The sequence below is a fragment of the Streptococcus sp. 27098_8_73 genome, assembly GCF_041432495.1.
GTDB lineage: Bacteria > Bacillota > Bacilli > Lactobacillales > Streptococcaceae > Streptococcus.
The window spans coordinates 198474-215724 of the sequence record NZ_JAPVZT010000001.1 but is presented as its reverse complement, the minus strand read 5'-3'; the positions used below and the strand labels follow the sequence as shown (position 1 = coordinate 215724).

The window sequence follows — 17251 nt, the reverse complement described above, 5'->3', positions numbered from 1 at the left end:
GAAATTAGAAAAGGAAACCAATTATGAAATTTCTTGAATTAAACAAAAAGCGTCATGCGACGAAGCATTTCAATGACAAACCGGTGGATCCTAAGGATGTCCGTACAGCTATTGAAATTGCGACCTTGGCACCAAGTGCTCATAATAGTCAGCCTTGGAAGTTTGTAGTAGTGCGTGAGCGAAATGAAGCTTTAGCGGGTATTACCTTTGGCTCCAACCAAGAGCAAATCAAGGAAGCTCCAGTGACAATTGCCCTCTTTACAGATACGGATTTGGCTAAGCGGGCACGCAAGATCGCGCGTGTCGCTGGGGTAAAAAATTTTTCTGATGAGCAGCTGCAATTTTACATGCAAAATTTACCAGCTGAGTTTGCTCGTTATAATGACCAACAAAAGAGTGATTACTTGGCCCTTAATGCGGGTTTGGTCGCTATGAACCTCGTTTTGGCCTTGACTGACCAAGGTATTGGCTCAAATATCATCCTAGGATTTGACAAATCAAAAGTCAACCAAGTTTTGGAGATTGATGAGCGTTTCCGTCCAGAACTCTTAATTACTGTTGGTTATACAGACGACAAGCTAGAGCCTAGCTATCGTTTACCAGTTGACGAGATTATCGAAAAGCGTTAATAAAGTAAAAAATAGAAATCGCGATTTAATTTTTAAAACATACTTTAAATCGAAGTGTTTTATAGAGGTGAGAAAATGACAATTGATTTTAAAGCAGAAGTTGAAAAACGTAGAGAAGCTCTGTTGGCGGACTTGTTCAGCCTTTTAGAAATTAATTCAGAGCGGGATGATTCTAAGGCAGATAAGGAGCATCCTTTTGGACCTGGTCCTGTAAAGGCCTTGCATAAGTTCTTGGAAATTGCTGAACGTGATGGTTACCCGACTCAAAATGTGGACAATTATGCTGGTCACTTTACTTTTGGTCAAGGAGAAGAAGAACTGGGTATCTTTGCCCATATGGATGTGGTACCTGCTGGAAGTGGTTGGGATACAGACCCTTATACACCGACGATTAAGGATGGCCGTCTCTATGCCCGTGGTTCTAGTGATGACAAGGGACCGACTATGGCATGTTACTACGGTTTGAAAATCATCAAGGAATTGGGCTTGCCTGTATCTAAGCGCGTGCGCTTTGTGGTCGGGACAGATGAAGAGTCTGGCTGGAAAGACATGGAGTATTACTTTGCTCATGTAGGCCTGCCTGAGCCTGATTTCGGCTTCTCACCAGACGCTGAATTTCCGATTATCAATGGTGAAAAAGGAAATATCACAGAGTACTTGCATTTTGCTGGTGAAAATGCTGGCGCAGCACGCCTGCATAGCTTTACTGGCGGTTTGCGGGAAAACATGGTTCCTGAGTCTGGTACAGCTGTCTTGTCAGGTCATTTGCCAAATCTAGTTGATAAATTGGAGCAGTTTGCTAAGGAAAATGGGCTAGACTTTACTTATGAAGAACTAGCTGGTGGCCAAGTCACTGTGACCATTATCGGTAAGTCTGCGCACGGTGCCTCTCCTCAGTCTGGTATCAATGGTACAACCTATTTGGCCAAATTCCTAACGCAGTTTGACTTTGCTGGCCCAGCTAAGGATTATCTAGATGTAGCTGGAAATATTCTCCTAAATGACCATGAGGGTAAGAACTTGAAGATTGCTCATGTGGATGAGAAGATGGGAGCTCTGTCAATGAATGCGGGCGTTTTCCGCTTTGACGAAAATAAGGCCGATAATACAATTGCCCTCAATATTCGCTATCCTAAGGGAACCAGTCCAGAAGCTATTCAGAATGTGTTAGAGCAGTTGCCAGTTACCAAAGTGACCCTGTCTGAGCATGGACATACTCCTCACTATGTACCGATGGAAGATCCGTTGGTGCAGACCTTGCTGGCTGTTTATGAAAAACAAACGGGACTGAAAGGTCATGAGCAAGTTATCGGTGGTGGTACCTTTGGACGCCTCTTGAAACGTGGAGTTGCTTATGGTGCGATGTTCCCAGACTATATCGATACCATGCACCAGGCCAATGAATTTATCGATGTTGAAGATCTATTCCGTGCAGCTGCAATCTATGCGGAAGCCATCTACGAATTGATCAAATAAGATAAAAACTCATTTGGCTCTGCCAGATGAGTTTCTTTATAAGGAGCTGCCATGCAGACAGTAGAAAAGATTAGCAAGGCCATTATGGCCGATCCAGAAAATCAAGAATTTACAAAGCAGGGAATCAAACCACTCTTTGCAGCGCCTAAGAATGCTCGGATTAACATTGTCGGTCAAGCGCCGGGTCTGAAAACCCAGCAAGCGGGGCTTTACTGGAAGGACAAGAGTGGTGACCGGCTGAGAGAATGGCTGGGTGTTGATGAAGAGACTTTTTATCATTCTGGCTACTTTGCGGTTCTGCCCATGGATTTCTATTTCCCGGGGCATGGCAAGTCTGGGGACTTACCGCCTCGCAAGGGGTTTGCAGACAAATGGCACCAGCCGATTTTAGAGCTGTTGCCAAATATTGAGCTGACTATTTTGATTGGCCAGTATGCGCAGAAATATTATCTGCAGCAAAAAGGAAATGTCAAACTGACCGAGACGGTTCGGCATTATCAAGACTACCTGCCAGACTTTTTCCCACTGGTCCATCCATCGCCCCGCAACCAAATCTGGATGGCGAAAAATCCTTGGTTTGCAGAGGAGGTTGTGCCAGATTTGCAAGCATTGGTACAAAAGGTTATTCATCAATAAAGGAGGAAAACTATGGATGCTTATCAACAAGTAGCTAACAAGTTGCAAGAGTTGGGGATTACCTTTGATGTGGTGGAGCACCCACCTGCATTTACGACAGAGCAGGCTGACTCCTATATCGAAGGAATCGAAGGAGTCCGGACTAAGTCCATGTTTTTGACCAATAAGAAGAAAACTCAATATTATCTGCTGATTATGGATGACCAAAAGAGTCTAGATATGGACTTGTTTAAAGACTTGGTCTCAGCCAATCGTATTCGTATGGCTTCAGCTGATTCTCTCTTTGAAAAAATGGAATTGCCACCAGGAACGGTATCGCCCTTCGGGCTTCTGAATAATCCAGAGCGAGACATTCAGGTCTATTTTGACAAGGACATTGTAACAGAGGATATCATGACTTTCCATCCCAATACCAATGAAAAGACGATTTTTGTCGCCACCCAAGATCTTTTTAAGTTCTTGACTCATCTGGGCTATGATTATCAAATTTTGGAACTTTGATTTCTGGAAAAACTGTGAGGCTTCTTGCCTTGCAGTTTTTTTGGTTCCAAAAATCATAGAAAGGCCAAGAATTTTTTAAAATAGTAAGAGGAGGCTGGCAATGAAAAAAGCCTGAGTGATATTCAGGCTTTATTGGACAGATTGGATAAGGGGCACTCTTCCAAATGTTCCTAGTTGGATGATTGAGTGCTGGACTCTGTTGTTGTATGCTGGTCTTGGCTTGTCGAACTGCTATCAGTGGAAGGAGTTGTATGGCTCGTATTCGTTTCTGCGCTTGAAGAGCTTGAGGATGTTTCGGTCTCAGTAGCAGCAGAAGTTTCTGTTGGAGTCGAGCTAACAGATGTAGACTCTTTTTCTACCTCTTTGATGATGGTAGTAGTCGTAGTCGAGTTGCCTGTATCAGTTTTTGATTTTGAGTCATTGTTGTTCATAAGGTTCATGATGGTAAAGCAAGCAATGACGATTGAAAGAAGACTGGCAATTGTAGCAATAGTCTTTTGGAGGGCGGAAAAGCCAGTTTTAATATGCTGACTAGCTGGTTTTCGATTTGAAGTGCTGTTATTTTTTTCTTTGCGAGAATAGTTTTCCATGTAAAAGTCGCTCCTTTTCGTTCTTAATTTATTATACGTCTTTTATTTAGAAAAGTCTTCCAAAAATTTGAAAATTTCAAATGAAAACGTACACAAAAGATAAATAACAACAGCTCTAAAAGGCGGAGAGATAAGCCTCTTAGAGCTGTTGGTTTTATCAAAATGTTAGAGCTGTTTTGGTGTCGTTTCAGAGTCAAGGGCAGCTTGAGCCACGGCTAGCCGAGCAGCTGGGACTCGATAAGGGGAGCAAGAGACATAAGTGACTCCTATTTCTTGTAAGAAAGGAATGGAAGCCGGATCACCGCCAACTTCACCACAAACTCCGATGGATAGGTTTGGCTCTACTTGGCGAGCTTTTTCAATCGCCAATTTCATCAATTGGCCGACACCTTCTTGGTCAAGGCTTTGAAAGGGGTCCTGGGTGAGCAACTTTTTCTCTTTATAATCATTGAGGAATTTTCCGATATCATCCCTTGAAAAGCCAAAAGTCATCTGGGTCAAGTCATTGGTTCCAAAGCTGAAGAAGTCCGCTTCCTGAGCCAGCTGATCGGCAATGAAGCAGGCTCTCGGTAGTTCGATCATGGTACCAATGTCATATGGGAATGGCGGGCATTGATACTTTTTGAAAATCCATTCGATATGCTTGATGAGCAACTCTTTTAGATAGATAAGCTCTGATTTCGTAGCAATTAATGGAATCATAATTTCAGGACGGACTGGATGTCCTTCTTGCTGCAGTCGAATGGCGCTGCTAAAGATAGCTTCTATTTGCATCTTATAGATATCTGGCAAGGTAATTCCCAAGCGACAGCCACGATGGCCAAGCATAGGATTTGTTTCTTGCAATTGCGTGATTTTTCTTTCTAGTTGACTAGTTTTTTTATTGAGCTTTTCAGCCAGCAGGGCAATTTCTAGATGGTCTTTCGGGAGGAACTCGTGCATAGGGGGATCCAATAGACGGACAATCATGGGTTTTTTACCAACAGTTTGGAACATCTGATAGAAGTCTTCGGCTTGGTAATCGAGGAGATGGGCAAGTGCCTCCCGTCTTTCTATCTCATTTTCGGCCAGAATTAATTTCCTCATTTGCAGGATTCTTTCCTCACCGAAAAACATATGCTCGGTTCGTGCTAGTCCAATGCCTTGTGCTCCAAAGCTAATAGCGGTTTGCAAATCGTGGATTGTTTCAGCATTGGCGCGGACGGAGAGTTTCGCAACTTCATCAGCCCAAGTCAGCAAGAGCTGCAAATCCTGATCATTTTCTACTGAAACAGTCGGAATTTGCCCCAGATAAAGAAAACCAGTCCGACCATCTACGGATAGAATATCTCCTTCATTGAGCAAGATATCTCCGCACTGGATGGTCTTGCTGTCCTCTTGGACAAGCAGATCTCCACATCCTGCGACACAGCAGGTTCCCATCCCTCGAGCGACCACTGCCGCATGTGAGGTCATCCCACCTTGGCTGGTGACGATTGCTTGGCTAACAATCATTCCTTCTATGTCTTCGGGAGAAGTTTCTTGCCGGACCAGCACAACTTTTTCGCCAGCTTCATGTAGTTCTTTGGCTCGCTTGGCAGTAAAGACAATTTTTCCTGTTGCAGCACCGGGACTGGCTGGCAATCCCTGCGCTAAAATTGTCGCTTGCTGGAGCTTATTTTCATCAAAGACTGGGTGAATCAGCTGATTAATATGAGCAGGGCTAATCCGCCGAATGGCCTCGCACTTGTCTATCTTGCCTTCTTTCACTAATTGTAGAGCTATTTTCAAAGCAGCCTTGACCGTTCGCTTACCATTACGGGTTTGCAGGATATAGAGCTTGCCCTTTTCGATTGTAAATTCGATATCCTGCATATCTTTGTAGTGATCTTCAAGGATGTGGGCATATTCTTGAAAAGCAGCATAGGCTACTGGCATCTTTTCTTTCAGATTTTGAATGGGCTTGGGCGTGCGGATACCAGCCACGACATCTTCTCCTTGGGCATTTAAAAGAAATTCGCCAAAGAGGCTCTTTTGACCAGTTGCTGGATTTCGAGTGAAGACGACTCCAGTTCCGCTTTCTTGATCAAAGTTGCCAAAGACCATGACTTGAATATTAACGGCGGTTCCTAAATCTTCTGGAATCTGATTGAGCTTGCGATAGACCTGAGCCCGTGGATTATTCCAAGAGCGGAAAACGGCTTTGATAGCAGCGAAGAGTTGTTCCTTAGGATTTTGAGGAAAAGTCTGATAATGTTCACGGTAGAGTTGCTTGTACTGATCGATGAGAGCTTGGTGCTCTTCCAAACTAAAGTCGTTGGCAGTCTTACCAGCATTCTTCTCAAAATAGGATAGCAAGTGATCGAAGTCCTCTTTTGGAATTTGGAAAACGACATCTGCATACATCTGGAGAAGCCTGCGATAGCAATTATAGGCAAAAGCCATATTGGTTTTGGAAGCCAAGGTTTGGGTTCGCAGGTCATTTAATCCTAAGTTTAAAATCGTATCCATCATGCCAGGCATAGAAAACTTAGCACCACTACGCACAGAGACTAGCAGTTGCTCCTCTTCATTTCCTGAGAAGCATTGGCCGGTTTTTTGCTCCAGTTCAGAAATAGCCTGCAAAATATTCTCTCTTAATGTTTCTTCAAAAAAGGAGGGCTTATTTAAAAAATGCATACAGGCTTCCGTCGTAATGGTGAATCCCGGCGGAACTGGCAGTCCTAAATTGGTCATTTCAGCCAGATTGGCCCCTTTACCACCCAAAAGAGCATTTTGCTCGGCTCGTCCTTCCTCAAAGGAATAAATCCATTTCGTCATATCTTACCTCCAAATAGACAAAAATGTGTCACATATATCTGGTTTATATTCTAATATACATCATATATATTTGTCAATGGAAAAAATCGTTATATTTCATTGATATAAGATAAAAATATGATATAATATGACAGAAAAAGATGAAAAATAGAGTATTCTATTTCTAAAAAGGAGACATATTGCATTGGAATTATCAGCACGCCAAAAGCAGATTGTTGACATTGTCAAGAAAGAGCAGCCAGTCAGCGGAGAAAAGATTTCAGAACTGATGGAGATTTCTAGAGCAACTTTACGCTCAGACCTGTCCTTTTTGACGCTGGTTGGCATTTTAAAAGCGACGCCAAAGGTTGGCTATACTTATTCAGGAAATGATTTAGAGACCTTATTTTTCTTTGACACTTTTCGCAAGAAAGCGGAAGATATTATGGTTTCTCCCGTTTTGGTGTCTCAAGACACTTTCATCCAGGATGCGGTGATAAGGCTCTTTATGTATGACGCGGATGTTCTTTATGTCATTGATGAAAAGAAGCTACTCTTAGGAATTGTCTCGCGCAAGGATTTGCTACGAGCGGCTTTATCCAGTAGTATCGGAATAACGCCTATTGCAGTTTGTATGACGCGGATGCCTCATCTTAGAACCTGCAATAAGGATATGAATATACTAGAGGTGGCCGCTCTTTTGCAGGATTTTGCCATTGACTCCCTGCCTGTGGTAGAGAAAGATAATGAGCGCAAGATTTTAGGAACGGTGACTAAGACAGCTCTGCTGAACTATATCATTCAGGAAGCGCGCCAAGCGGAAGTAAAGAGACAGGAGTAGTGATAATGAAGAAAGAAATTATTGTATATAGCATTTCGGATTCTTTGGGAGGAACCTCGCAGCGACTCTTGTCAGCTGTAAGTGCGCAGTATCCAGATTTGACATTTAATAATAGCTACCGTTTTCCTTTTATAGACAAAGAGCAAGAATTGCTGGAAATTTTGCAAGATGCTTTAAAAGATGATGCCTTGGTCATCAGTACCTTGGTAAATGGAGAATTAGCTAGACTAGCTAGAGAATTTAGCCAAAACCACAAGCTGTCCTACATTGATCTCATGCACCCTTTCTTTGAAATCATAGGAGAAAAAACTGGGATTAGCCCGATTGAGATACCAGGAACCTTACACCGTTTGGATACGGAATATTTTAATAAAATATCAGCGATTGAGTTTGCAGTAAAGTATGATGATGGCAAATCTCCGCAGGGATTTTTGGAGTCGGATCTAGTTCTATTAGGAGTTTCACGGACTTCCAAAACTCCTCTCAGCATTTTTCTGGCCAATAAGGGCTATAAAGTTTCCAATTTACCTTTGATTCCAGAAGTTCCGCTTCCTCAAGTTTTAGACAAGGTGGACAAGCGTAGGATGATCGGTCTGGTCTGTGAGCCAGAAAAATTAGCCAAAATTCGTAGCAACCGCCTCAATTCGCTGGGGCTATCCCACTCGACCAGTTACACAGATTTGGAAAAGATTTATCAGGAATTAGACTATTCCAAAGAAGTCTTTAGAAAATATCAGACGGAGGTCATCAATATTACAGATAAATCAATTGAAGAAACAGCTTTCCTGATTGAAGATTATTTAAAAAAATTAGATATGATTGGCGAGGCGAAGTAATCGTCTTCAGGGCCGGTTCCTAAATTTATCAGGTAGGAACTGCGCCCTTTTCTTGTTCCTAGGCTCGTTTCGTGATACAATAGGAGTATTGATTTTTACTGATAAATACAGAGGAAAAAGATGATTTATTTAGATAATTCAGCGACAACCAAGCCTTATCCAGAGGCGCTGGCCACCTACACAGAAGTGGCTTCTAAAATCTGGGGCAATCCTTCTAGCCTGCATAGTTTGGGCAGCCAGGCTACCCGTCTCTTAGAAGCCTCTCGTCGGCAAATAGCAGAGCTTTTAGGCAAGTCTTCATCGGAGATTTTTTTTACGTCTGGAGGAACAGAAGGGGATAACTGGGTACTTAAAGGAGTTGCTTTTGAAAAAGTTCCCTTTGGAAAACACATCATCGTATCCAACATTGAACATCCCGCGGTTAAAGAATCAGCTCTCTGGTTGCAGAGTCAGGGATTTGAAGTTGATTTTGCGCCAGTAGATAAGGCGGGTTTTGTTGATGTAGACAAACTAGCGGAGTTGATTCGACCAGACACCACTCTGGTTTCGGTCATGGCTGTCAATAACGAAATCGGCAGTATTCAGCCTATCCAGAAAATATCCGAACTGCTAGCAGACAAGCCGACTATTTCCTTTCACGTGGACGCTGTGCAGGCTGTTACGAAGATTCCGACAGGTGCTTATCTGACGGATCGCGTGGATTTTGCAACATTCTCCAGTCATAAATTTCACGGCCTTCGGGGCGTAGGATTTGTCTATATCAAGTCTGGCAAGAAAATCAGTCCCCTCTTGACAGGTGGCGGTCAGGAGTCGGACAAGCGATCAACGACGGAAAATTTAGCTGGCATTGCAGCGACAGCCAAGGCTCTGCGATTGTCCATGGAAAAGCAAGAAGTATTTGCCCAGCGGACGGCTCAGATGAAGAAGATTATCCTTGAAGAGCTGCAGAAGTATCCAGATGTGGTGGTCTTCTCAGGCTTGGAAGATTTTGCTCCCCATATCCTGACCTTCGGTATCAAGGGAGTGCGGGGTGAAGTCGTCGTCCACGCATTTGAAGACTACGAGATCTACATCTCGACGACCAGTGCTTGCTCTTCCAAGGCCGGTAAGCCAGCGGGAACGCTAATCGCTATGGGAGTCGAAAAGTCTCTCGCTCAAACGGCTGTCCGTATCAGTTTGGATCTTGATAATGATATGAGCCAGATGGAGCAGTTTTTGACAACTTTTAAAATTATTTACGAAAAAACCAGAAAAGTAAGGTAAACAATGCAATATTCAGAAATTATGGTGCGCTATGGTGAGCTGTCTACCAAGGGCAAGAACCGCATGCGCTTTATCAATAAACTCAAACGCAATATACAGGCTGTCTTGTCAGTCTATCCGCAGGTCCATGTCAAGGCTGACCGTGACCGGACCCATGTCTATCTGCATGGAACAGACTATCAGCCGGTCGCTGAGTCGCTCAAGCAGATTTTTGGGATTCAGAATTTCTCCCCGTCTTACAAAATCGAAAAATCTGTACCAGCCCTAATCGAAGCTGTCCAAACCATCATGAAGGAAGTCTATCAAGAGGGCATGACCTTTAAGATTTCCAGCAAGCGCAGTGACCACAGCTTTGAATTGGATAGCCGCGAGCTTAACCAGACGCTGGGAGATGCTGTTTTTAAGACCATTCCAAATGTTCAGGTCAAGATGAAAGCGCCAGATATTGACCTGCGCGTTGAGATTCGTGAAGAAGCGGCCTATATCTCTTATGAGACGATTCGTGGTGCTGGAGGACTGCCAGTCGGTACTTCAGGAAAAGGCATGCTCATGCTGTCTGGTGGGATTGACTCACCGGTGGCTGGTTATCTGGCTCTCAAGCGTGGTGTAGACATCGAGGCGGTTCACTTTGCTAGTCCGCCTTATACTAGCCCAGGTGCGTTGAAAAAAGCTCAAGATTTGACGCGAAAATTGACCAAGTTTGGCGGCAATATCCAGTTTATCGAAGTGCCTTTTACAGAGATTCAGGAGGAGATCAAGGCCAAGGCTCCAGAAGCCTATCTCATGACACTGACACGTCGCTTTATGATGCGCATTACGGACCGGATTCGGGAGGAGAGGGGCGGTCAAGTCATTATCAATGGAGAAAGTCTTGGCCAGGTGGCAAGTCAAACCATCGAGAGTATGCAGGCTATTAACGCCGTGTCCAATACACCGGTTATCCGTCCTGTCGTGACGATGGACAAGCTGGAAATCATTGAGATTGCAGAAAAAATCGATACTTTCCAAATCTCTATCCAGCCATTTGAAGACTGCTGTACTATTTTTGCGCCAGACCGGCCTAAAACTAATCCAAAAATCAAGAATGCTGAGAAGTACGAAGCTCGTCTAGATGTTGAAGGCTTGGTAGAGCGCGCTGTTGCAGGCATCATGATTACAGAAATCAGACCACAAGCAGAGACTGATGAAGTTGATGAGCTGATTGAGGACTTGTTATAAGAGTTTACGGAGTATCTTTCTGCTAAAAGAATCTGGAAATTATATCCATCTATGCTGAAGATAAAAGGGGAAATTTATGAACGAGTGGGATTATTTCTTGAGTGGGCTCATGCGAGCATTGTCTTGGAAAGATGGACAAGATAATGCTTTGCTGTTTGGAATGCCCAGTTGGACTTATTTTATTGGTCTCTTGGTTCATTTCCAGATTTTCCTAAGCTTGTATGCTCTCTTATTTTGGGGATATCATAAAGATATTAAGGAAGCTGGCTCTGTCAAGAAGGCCATGAGAAATAAATGGAATACCATACGTCAAAGCCAAAAAAGTAAGGGCAGAGCTATTTTTGTCACAATAATTGGCGTTCTTCTTATGTTTTTTATCTTTCCTGCTTATGAAGGCTATCGAATGACCAATGGTATTTGGCGCTATCATTATTTTACTAATCAGATAACCGAGCTAAAATTGGCTTTAGTGACTGGTGTTGATACCGAGACCGGAGGAAGTAAGTCTACCTATTCTCGTATTACCTTTACTATTAACGTTGATGGAAAAGAGCGAGAGGTCAATGTTTCAGATAGTAATAAAAGTCTTGCCAGATCAGCTAAAAAACATTTGAAGCCTCCGATAGCTATTGAGGTTTATGTCAATCAAGAAGGGCAGATTGTATATTTTAAATAAATGGAAGTACAGAATGAGGATATTTAGTGGAAAATCCGTTTTCATTAAATGAAATTACTTGCAAAAGGTTAGTAGAAGTGCTATACTAAGAATGTTGACTATGCACGGCCTGTGCAACCGCTCGAACATCGTTGCCCACATAGTGAGTATAAAGTGGTTCGTCCCACGATGCTAGGCGAGTCTTCACAAAAATACGGGGAAACCCCAATAAATCATAGGAGGTGCATAATGAGCACATACGCAATCATTAAAACTGGCGGAAAACAAGTTAAAGTTGAAGTTGGTCAAGCTATCTACGTTGAAAAATTGGATGTTGAAGCTGGTCAAGAAGTGACTTTTAACGAAGTTGTTCTTGTTGGTGGTGATAAAACTGTTGTCGGAACTCCGCTTGTTTCTGGAGCTACTGTAGTTGGAACTGTTGAAAAACAAGGAAAACAAAAGAAAGTTGTTACTTTCAAGTACAAACCTAAAAAAGGTAGCCACCGCAAACAAGGTCACCGTCAACCTTACACTAAAGTTGTCATCAACGCAATCAACGCTTAATTTACAGGAGAACACATGATACAGGCAGTCTTTGAGAAAGCCGAAGATGGCGAGCTGAGGAGTGCGGAAATTACTGGACACGCCGGAAGTGGCGAATACGGCTTTGATGTCGTGTGTGCATCGGTTTCTACGCTTGCCATAAATTTCATCAATTCAATTGAAAAATTTGCAGGCTATGAACCAATCCTAGAATTAAACGAAGAAGAAGGCGGATATTTACGAGTAGAAATCCCTATGGATATTCCGCCACATCAGAGAGAAATGACTCAGCTTTTCTTTGAATCATTTTTCTTGGGAATGGCAAACTTATCGGAGAACTCTTCTGAGTTCGTCCAAACCAGAGTTATCACAGAAAACTAACACGGAGGAAAAACACTATGTTAAAAATGAATCTTGCAAGCTTGCAACTTTTCGCCCACAAAAAAGGTGGAGGTTCAACGTCAAACGGACGTGATTCACAAGCAAAACGTCTTGGAGCTAAAGCAGCTGACGGACAAACTGTAACTGGAGGATCTATCCTTTACCGTCAACGCGGTACACACATCTACCCAGGTGTTAACGTTGGCCGCGGTGGAGATGATACATTGTTCGCAAAAGTTGAAGGCGTAGTACGCTTTGAACGTAAAGGTCGCGATAAGAAACAAGTATCAGTTTACCCAATTGCGAAATAATTCATTATTGATAAAAATCCCTATCTCAAAATTGGGATTTTTATTTTTGGATAAAATGAAATCGTTTCCTTTTGTGAAATCATTTTAAAAGAAATTGTTGTTACATGCAATGTTTTTTTTGTATAATAGAGTTGTTATAAGGATATTCTAAGGAGGGCAATATGGGATTTCTAAGCGGACCTATTTCAGCTTTGTTAAATAATACGTTGATTCAATTAAAAGATGAATTGGTGGACTTTGGTGTAGATAATTGGGAAAAATTTGAAACTGGATTTAATAAAAGTTTTACCTCCTATTTTGAGGGTTCATTTAAGAGAGTGAAGAATATTCCATTTGTGCTAAGCGGTACAAATAATATCGATTTGCTTTCTATTTTCCAGCCCACTTATTTAAAATCAGAAATAAGTGATGTGAGATGTTATACTGCTGATTTAGATAATATTTTAAAAGAATCGGATAATGCTTGGATTTATGGATATGGTGGTATTGGTAAATCAACCATGCTGAAGTACTTTTTCCTTAAGGAGATTGAAAAAGCTACGAGTAATAATAATCAAAGAATCCCCATTTATATTGAATTGAGGAAATATAATTTTGATTCGAATAAAAGAAGGGAATTTTTAAATTTTATATATGAAGAAGCTAAAGTATTAGGGTTTGATTTAGAGTTTAAGTATTTTGAATATATGGCAAAAAAAGGGCGTTTTATTTTTCTTTTGGATGCTTTTGATGAAATATCTTCAAATAATATGGAGCAAGCAGCGACGGAGATAGAAGAATTAGCCACTAAATATTCTAATAATCCAATCCTTGTGACTAGCCGAAAATTACCTTTTAATCATATAAATAATGCCTCTTTATTTCATCCCTACCAAACGAATGGCTTAAGTAAAGACGAAGCGATAGCATTAATAAGTCGTATCAGTAAATTGCCTATAGCACAGCAAAAAAATGAGGTGTTTGAACGATTTATCAATAGTTTAGAAGTAGAGTTATATGATGAATATCTATCATTTGCAGAAAATCCAATATTGCTTTTTTTGATGCTACAAATGTTTGAAAGAAATGCAAGTTTTCCGACTGAAAAAGCTACATTTATCAAAGATTCTTATCGACTGCTCTATAAAGAACATGATCATTCAAAACTAGTTGCTCTAACTAGAGAGTTTAAAACCGACTTACCTGAGTCTACGATGATGCGGGTGATTTCTTATCTCTGTTTTCTCACTTATTTTGAAAATAATGGAGGGAAATCAGAGTTTACAGAAAGTGAGATTCTTTCTTTGCTAGATAGGGTATTAAATAACGAAGGCTTATCTTTGACAAGGGCAGAAGATTTGCTTGCTGATTTGATAACTTGTCTATGTATCATACATAAAGAGGGACAATCTTACTATTTTGTTCATAATATTTTCCAAGAATTTTACGCGGCAAACTACTTATATGAGTTGTATGATGAAACCCAAGAACAATTTTTTAAAACTGCTTTTCTTGCTGAAAATATGAATGAACGTTTGATTTTGACTACTTTAGAATATTATGCTGAATTGGATAAAGAATTTAATAAGAAAAAGTTAAACTACAATATCTTCCTGCCAATTTTAGAAGAATTAAAACGTAGAAATGAAGGAAGAGACTTTGTTGAATTGGATACAAATTTATACAGAGTGAGCTTATCTACTAAAGGTGAGGGAGATATTAGTTTCGATGATTTGGATTCTTATTTTTTATGTTATTTAATGGATTTTTTTGCTGAAATAGATTATTTTGAAGATCAAGATAATAAAAAACTGCCTTTGCCTGTAAAATTTCCCAAGATTAAAGAAAAAAAGATATTTTTTATATTTTCCAAATATCATGATAATTTAACGGATCAAGAGTATTTTCAACTGGATGTTAAAATTTATAATGAACTCCAAAACGTAAAACTAACAAGTGAAGCAATGGAACTTATGGAAAAGTATAAGCTAGACTTGATTAATTTCTCTATTGACTATAGTACGATTTGTAAAGACGCTGCATGGTATGAAGTCTTCAAAAAAAGTAGTGCTTATGAATGTTTAAATTTCACTGAAGACTGGCTAACAAAGACAAGAACCGAAAAAGAAGCGGACAAAAGAAAAATCCCAATTTTGAATTTTAAAAAATAAATCGGCAATATCTGCTGATTTATTTAGTTTTGAAATCGTTTCCTTGACATTTTCTCTTCTTAGTGTTTTAATATACCCTATAGGGGTATAAAGGAGAAAAAATATGTTTCATTTTTTTACAAAGATAGATAGTATTTCAACGGATGAGTTGGAGAAGCGATTGAAGTCCAATATCCAACTAATTGATGTACGGACACCATCCGAATTTCGTAGAGGACATATCAAAGAGGCCCAGAATATTCCTTTGAGCCAAATTGGTCAATTTGCTCCAGCTAAAAAGGAGACGATTTACGTTATTTGCCATTCAGGCGTGCGGAGCAAGATGGCAGCGAAAAAGCTGAAGAAAAAGGGCTATGATGTTGTCAATGTCCGCGGTGGTATGAGCGCTTGGACAGGGAAAACCATTAAGTAGAAGGGGTTAAACAATGAAAATTATTATCGTTGGTGGAGTTGCAGGCGGTATGTCTGCGGCAACACGTTTAAGACGGATGATGGAAGATGCTGAAATTGTGATTTTTGAAAAAGGTCCTTTTGTATCTTTTGCGAACTGCGGTCTGCCTTATTATATTTCTGGTGAAATTGCTGAGCGAGATGCTCTCTTGGTTCAAACACCTGAAAGTCTCAAGGCGCGTTTTAACTTGGATGTGCGACCTTTTCATGAGGTGGTGAAAATTTCGCCTGAAGATCATACGGTGACGGTATCTCATGACGGTTCAGAGTTCACAGAGCAGTATGACAAGCTGATTCTTTCACCGGGGGCGAAGCCTTTTATTCCTGAGATTGAAGGACTTTCAGAAGCAACTAATGTATTCACTTTGCGCAATGTTCCAGACTTGGATCAGATCATGTTAGCCTTGGATAAAGAGCCACAAGAGGCTGTTGTCGTAGGTGCTGGATTTATCGGTCTGGAAACGGCTGAAAATCTACGCAAGCGTGGCTTGAATGTAACAATCGTAGAAAAAGCGCCGCATGTTTTGCCACCGCTGGATGAGGAAATGGCAGCTTTTGTCCAAGCTGAATTAGCGGACAAGGGAGTGAAGGTCATTACTTCCCAGTCAGCGACTCGCTTCGAAGAAAATGGCAAAGTAATCGTCTTGGAAGATGGTCAAAAATTGGCTTCAGATGTGACCATTCTCTCTGTCGGGGTCCAGCCTGAAAATAGCTTGGCCAAGGCAGCAGGTATTGAGACAGGTCTTCGTGGGGGCATCTTAGTTGATGAACATTATGAGACGAGCCAGAAAGATATTTTTGCAGTCGGAGACGCCATCCTTGTCAAGCAGGAAATTACTGGTGATGATGCTTTGATTGCTCTAGCTTCGCCTGCTAATCGACAAGGACGTCAGGTGGCAGATGTGCTTGCTGGCTTGGAGCGGAAGAATAAGGGAAGCATTGGCACGGCTATTGTGCGTGTCTTTGACATGACAGCCGCTTCAACAGGCTTGAACGAGCGCTTCCTTCAGCAAAATCATTTGCCTTATCAAGCGATTCATGTTAGCGGTAAGGATCATGCGGGTTACTATCCAGGTGCGACTGACTTGACCTTGAAATTGCTCTTTGAGCCAAAAACTGGAAAAATCTATGGTGCTCAAGGTGTAGGGAAAAAAGGCGTTGATAAGCGGATTGATATCCTGGCGACGGCTATCAAGGGCAATCTAACGATTTTTGATTTGCCAGAGCTGGAGTTTACCTATGCACCACCTTTTGGTTCAGCCAAGGATCCAGTCAATATGCTGGGCTATGCGGCGATGAATCTAGCAGAAGGCTTGAGTGAAAATATCCAATGGCACCAGCTGGAATACGAGTTAGCAAGCGGGAAAGTCTTTTTAGATGTCCGGACACTTAATGAGTTTAAGCAAGGACGCCTGAAGGCGGACAAGACAGTCCATATTCCTCTAAATGAACTCAGAGAACGCTTGACTGAGCTGGATAAGGAAGTAGAATATATCGTAAGCTGTCACAGCGGTCTGCGCAGCTATATTGCCGAGCGAATCTTAAAACAAGCAGGATTTGCAGTGAAAAATCTAGACGGAGCTTATGCTTTGTACAAAATGGTAAAACCAGAAGGAGTAGAAAAATGAAAACTATATCAGCAGCTGACTTAGAAAAGCAGTATCAATCTGAAAAATTGGCCATCGTAGATGTGCGTGAAAGGCATGAATTTCAGGCGGGTCATATCCCAAATGCTGGAAATCTTCCGCTCAGTGAGTTGGAAACTGGCTATAAAAAGCTGGATCCTGACTACAAATACTATGTCATTTGCCAAGGAGGTGCACGTTCAGCGACTGCTTGCCAATTTCTTGCCATGCAGGGCTTCGATGTGACCAACGTATCAGGTGGCATGAACGCTTGGTCTGGAGAGATGGAATAAAAGATAAAAAGAGAGTGGGACAGAAATCGGTAATTCGTTAGAATTCGATTTCGTCGTCCCACCTCCGCACAGTTG

General features: G+C 41.6%; 18 protein-coding genes and 1 other annotated feature. Of the genes, 16 read left to right on the top strand and 2 right to left on the bottom strand.

Annotated features, from left to right (window positions below):
* Positions 1 to 23: 23 nt before the first annotated feature.
* The 4 genes from O3651_RS01150 (at position 24) to O3651_RS01135 (ending at position 3242) form a co-directional block, all read left to right on the top strand.
* Complete coding sequence (locus tag O3651_RS01150; RefSeq protein ID WP_125379433.1) at positions 24 to 629, top strand: nitroreductase family protein; 606 nt, start codon at positions 24 to 26, stop codon at positions 627 to 629.
* Between the two features lie 75 nt (positions 630 to 704).
* Positions 705 to 2105, top strand: coding sequence for a dipeptidase PepV (gene pepV / locus O3651_RS01145; protein ID WP_371609277.1), 1401 nt, complete (start codon positions 705 to 707; stop codon positions 2103 to 2105).
* Positions 2106 to 2156: 51 nt separating this feature from the next.
* Positions 2157 to 2741, top strand: coding sequence for a uracil-DNA glycosylase family protein (locus O3651_RS01140; RefSeq protein ID WP_371609276.1), 585 nt, complete (start codon positions 2157 to 2159; stop codon positions 2739 to 2741).
* A 12-nt stretch (positions 2742 to 2753) separates the two neighbouring features.
* Positions 2754 to 3242: a prolyl-tRNA synthetase associated domain-containing protein gene (locus tag O3651_RS01135; RefSeq protein WP_371609275.1), complete on the top strand. Its 489-nt coding sequence runs from the start codon at positions 2754 to 2756 to the stop codon at positions 3240 to 3242.
* Positions 3243 to 3412: 170 nt separating this feature from the next.
* On the opposite strand, the gene O3651_RS01130 is transcribed toward O3651_RS01135, so the two are convergent.
* Positions 3413 to 3832, bottom strand: coding sequence for a DUF6556 family protein (locus O3651_RS01130; RefSeq protein WP_371609274.1), 420 nt, complete (start codon positions 3830 to 3832; stop codon positions 3413 to 3415).
* A gap of 165 nt (positions 3833 to 3997) precedes the next feature.
* On the bottom strand, positions 3998 to 6631 hold the full coding sequence (gene ppdK, locus O3651_RS01125; protein ID WP_371609273.1) for a pyruvate, phosphate dikinase: 2634 nt from the start codon (positions 6629 to 6631) through the stop codon (positions 3998 to 4000).
* A gap of 184 nt (positions 6632 to 6815) precedes the next feature.
* Here ppdK and O3651_RS01120 point away from each other — a divergent pair, with 184 nt between their 5' ends.
* From O3651_RS01120 to O3651_RS01065, 12 genes are all read left to right on the top strand, one after another.
* Positions 6816 to 7451, top strand: coding sequence for a CBS domain-containing protein (locus tag O3651_RS01120; RefSeq protein ID WP_371609272.1), 636 nt, complete (start codon positions 6816 to 6818; stop codon positions 7449 to 7451).
* 5 nt (positions 7452 to 7456) lie between these two features.
* Entirely contained in the window at positions 7457 to 8287 is an 831-nt protein-coding gene (locus tag O3651_RS01115; protein WP_371609271.1) for a pyruvate, water dikinase regulatory protein, read from the top strand.
* A gap of 120 nt (positions 8288 to 8407) precedes the next feature.
* Positions 8408 to 9550, top strand: a complete 1143-nt coding sequence (locus tag O3651_RS01110; RefSeq protein WP_371609270.1) for a cysteine desulfurase family protein — start codon at positions 8408 to 8410, stop codon at positions 9548 to 9550.
* Positions 9551 to 9553: 3 nt separating this feature from the next.
* Positions 9554 to 10768 carry a tRNA uracil 4-sulfurtransferase ThiI gene (gene thiI / locus O3651_RS01105; RefSeq protein WP_371609269.1) on the top strand — a complete coding sequence of 405 codons (1215 nt, stop codon included), beginning with the start codon at positions 9554 to 9556 and terminating at the stop codon, positions 10766 to 10768.
* Positions 10769 to 10844: 76 nt separating this feature from the next.
* Positions 10845 to 11444: a hypothetical protein gene (locus O3651_RS01100; protein ID WP_371609268.1), complete on the top strand. Its 600-nt coding sequence runs from the start codon at positions 10845 to 10847 to the stop codon at positions 11442 to 11444.
* Between the two features lie 105 nt (positions 11445 to 11549).
* Positions 11550 to 11637 (top strand) — a sequence feature (ribosomal protein L21 leader region).
* 35 nt (positions 11638 to 11672) lie between these two features.
* Positions 11673 to 11987 carry a 50S ribosomal protein L21 gene (rplU, locus tag O3651_RS01095; protein WP_005591928.1) on the top strand — a complete coding sequence of 105 codons (315 nt, stop codon included), beginning with the start codon at positions 11673 to 11675 and terminating at the stop codon, positions 11985 to 11987.
* Positions 11988 to 12002: 15 nt separating this feature from the next.
* Positions 12003 to 12347 (top strand): ribosomal-processing cysteine protease Prp, encoded by a 345-nt coding sequence (locus O3651_RS01090; protein WP_005590407.1) that lies wholly within the window; start codon positions 12003 to 12005, stop codon positions 12345 to 12347.
* A gap of 17 nt (positions 12348 to 12364) precedes the next feature.
* Complete coding sequence (gene rpmA, locus O3651_RS01085; RefSeq protein ID WP_005590406.1) at positions 12365 to 12658, top strand: 50S ribosomal protein L27; 294 nt, start codon at positions 12365 to 12367, stop codon at positions 12656 to 12658.
* Positions 12659 to 12819: 161 nt separating this feature from the next.
* The gene (locus O3651_RS01080) at positions 12820 to 14808 is read left to right on the top strand and encodes an NACHT domain-containing NTPase (RefSeq protein WP_371609267.1); all 1989 of its coding nucleotides are present in this window, start codon (positions 12820 to 12822) and stop codon (positions 14806 to 14808) included.
* A gap of 103 nt (positions 14809 to 14911) precedes the next feature.
* Positions 14912 to 15220, top strand: coding sequence for a rhodanese-like domain-containing protein (locus O3651_RS01075; RefSeq protein ID WP_045497485.1), 309 nt, complete (start codon positions 14912 to 14914; stop codon positions 15218 to 15220).
* Between the two features lie 13 nt (positions 15221 to 15233).
* On the top strand, positions 15234 to 16886 hold the full coding sequence (locus tag O3651_RS01070; RefSeq protein ID WP_371609266.1) for an FAD-dependent oxidoreductase: 1653 nt from the start codon (positions 15234 to 15236) through the stop codon (positions 16884 to 16886).
* Positions 16883 to 17176 carry a rhodanese-like domain-containing protein gene (locus O3651_RS01065; protein ID WP_125372222.1) on the top strand — a complete coding sequence of 98 codons (294 nt, stop codon included), beginning with the start codon at positions 16883 to 16885 and terminating at the stop codon, positions 17174 to 17176. Before O3651_RS01070 ends, O3651_RS01065 begins: the two co-directional genes overlap by 4 nt.
* The last annotated feature ends 75 nt before the right edge of the window (positions 17177 to 17251 follow it).

Coding starts and splice junctions, on each gene's coding strand:
- O3651_RS01115 (WP_371609271.1), top strand. CDS start 7,457: ATGAAGAAAGAAATTATTGTATATAGCATTTCGGATTCTTTGGGAGGA.
- O3651_RS01100 (WP_371609268.1), top strand. CDS start 10,845: ATGAACGAGTGGGATTATTTCTTGAGTGGGCTCATGCGAGCATTGTCT.
- rpmA (WP_005590406.1), top strand. CDS start 12,365: ATGTTAAAAATGAATCTTGCAAGCTTGCAACTTTTCGCCCACAAAAAA.
- ppdK (WP_371609273.1), bottom strand. CDS start 6,631: ATGACGAAATGGATTTATTCCTTTGAGGAAGGACGAGCCGAGCAAAAT.
- O3651_RS01150 (WP_125379433.1), top strand. CDS start 24: ATGAAATTTCTTGAATTAAACAAAAAGCGTCATGCGACGAAGCATTTC.
- rplU (WP_005591928.1), top strand. CDS start 11,673: ATGAGCACATACGCAATCATTAAAACTGGCGGAAAACAAGTTAAAGTT.
- O3651_RS01070 (WP_371609266.1), top strand. CDS start 15,234: ATGAAAATTATTATCGTTGGTGGAGTTGCAGGCGGTATGTCTGCGGCA.
- O3651_RS01130 (WP_371609274.1), bottom strand. CDS start 3,832: ATGGAAAACTATTCTCGCAAAGAAAAAAATAACAGCACTTCAAATCGA.
- thiI (WP_371609269.1), top strand. CDS start 9,554: ATGCAATATTCAGAAATTATGGTGCGCTATGGTGAGCTGTCTACCAAG.
- O3651_RS01065 (WP_125372222.1), top strand. CDS start 16,883: ATGAAAACTATATCAGCAGCTGACTTAGAAAAGCAGTATCAATCTGAA.
- O3651_RS01110 (WP_371609270.1), top strand. CDS start 8,408: ATGATTTATTTAGATAATTCAGCGACAACCAAGCCTTATCCAGAGGCG.
- O3651_RS01140 (WP_371609276.1), top strand. CDS start 2,157: ATGCAGACAGTAGAAAAGATTAGCAAGGCCATTATGGCCGATCCAGAA.
- pepV (WP_371609277.1), top strand. CDS start 705: ATGACAATTGATTTTAAAGCAGAAGTTGAAAAACGTAGAGAAGCTCTG.
- O3651_RS01135 (WP_371609275.1), top strand. CDS start 2,754: ATGGATGCTTATCAACAAGTAGCTAACAAGTTGCAAGAGTTGGGGATT.
- O3651_RS01090 (WP_005590407.1), top strand. CDS start 12,003: ATGATACAGGCAGTCTTTGAGAAAGCCGAAGATGGCGAGCTGAGGAGT.
- O3651_RS01075 (WP_045497485.1), top strand. CDS start 14,912: ATGTTTCATTTTTTTACAAAGATAGATAGTATTTCAACGGATGAGTTG.
- O3651_RS01080 (WP_371609267.1), top strand. CDS start 12,820: ATGGGATTTCTAAGCGGACCTATTTCAGCTTTGTTAAATAATACGTTG.